This is a genomic window from Brevibacterium sp. FME17, from assembly GCF_014897515.1.
GTDB lineage: Bacteria > Actinomycetota > Actinomycetes > Actinomycetales > Brevibacteriaceae > Brevibacterium.
In genome coordinates this window covers 1-673 of sequence record NZ_JABUYD010000078.1, presented here as the reverse complement: position 1 = coordinate 673, position 673 = coordinate 1, and the positions used below count along the sequence as shown (strand labels likewise).

Genomic DNA, 673 nt, shown 5'->3' with positions numbered 1-673 from the left:
CCACCGGTGACGGGGTCGAGGAGACCCGTGATCTCCCAGTCCCCGTTGTCACACGCATGCATGTTCACTTTGTACTTGGTCCGGTCCGTGGCATCGACGGGTTCTTGACCATCGGGATCGATATGGGCCAAGAGGCGGGCGAAGATAGCGTGGAGGTCATGGACCCGCACCACTGGTGCCTTCTCAACCAGCATCGCTTCGGCATAATCACGATGAGCCTGGCCCACCCAGGTCGGCAGCTTCTTCAAACAGTCCTTGATGACTCTGGCCTGGTCGGCTGAGAGCCGACCTTCGTTGAAGGCATCGGCGACGATGGGACAGACCGGTGCCTGTGGCTGACCGGTCAGGGTGACCCGACCGCCGAGGTTCTTCGCCATATCGGTACGCCGGCTGGCTTCGCGGCTGGTGATGTTCAACCGGTCTTGGATGAGGGCCTTCGTGGTTTTGGCACCGTAGTCGGTCGGAGTTCCCGCTCGTTCACACACGGCCAGGGCCAGGGTCGATAGGGCTTCGTTGACGCGGCCCAGGGCTTCGAGCCCATCAATGAGCCTGATGGCCTCTTCGGCACCCATACGCCGGTCGAAGGTCCGCAGCCCGTCCTTGAGTCCGCTCAGCGCGGTGAGACTGGTCGTGACTTCGGGAGCGAAGCGTGCAAGATCCGTCCACTCTTCAC

At 62.3% G+C, this 673-nt stretch carries 1 protein-coding gene; it reads right to left on the bottom strand.

Annotated elements, in window-relative coordinates:
* On the bottom strand, positions 1-673 hold a 673-nt coding region (locus INT40_RS20390; protein WP_193096875.1), incomplete at both ends, for a DUF222 domain-containing protein.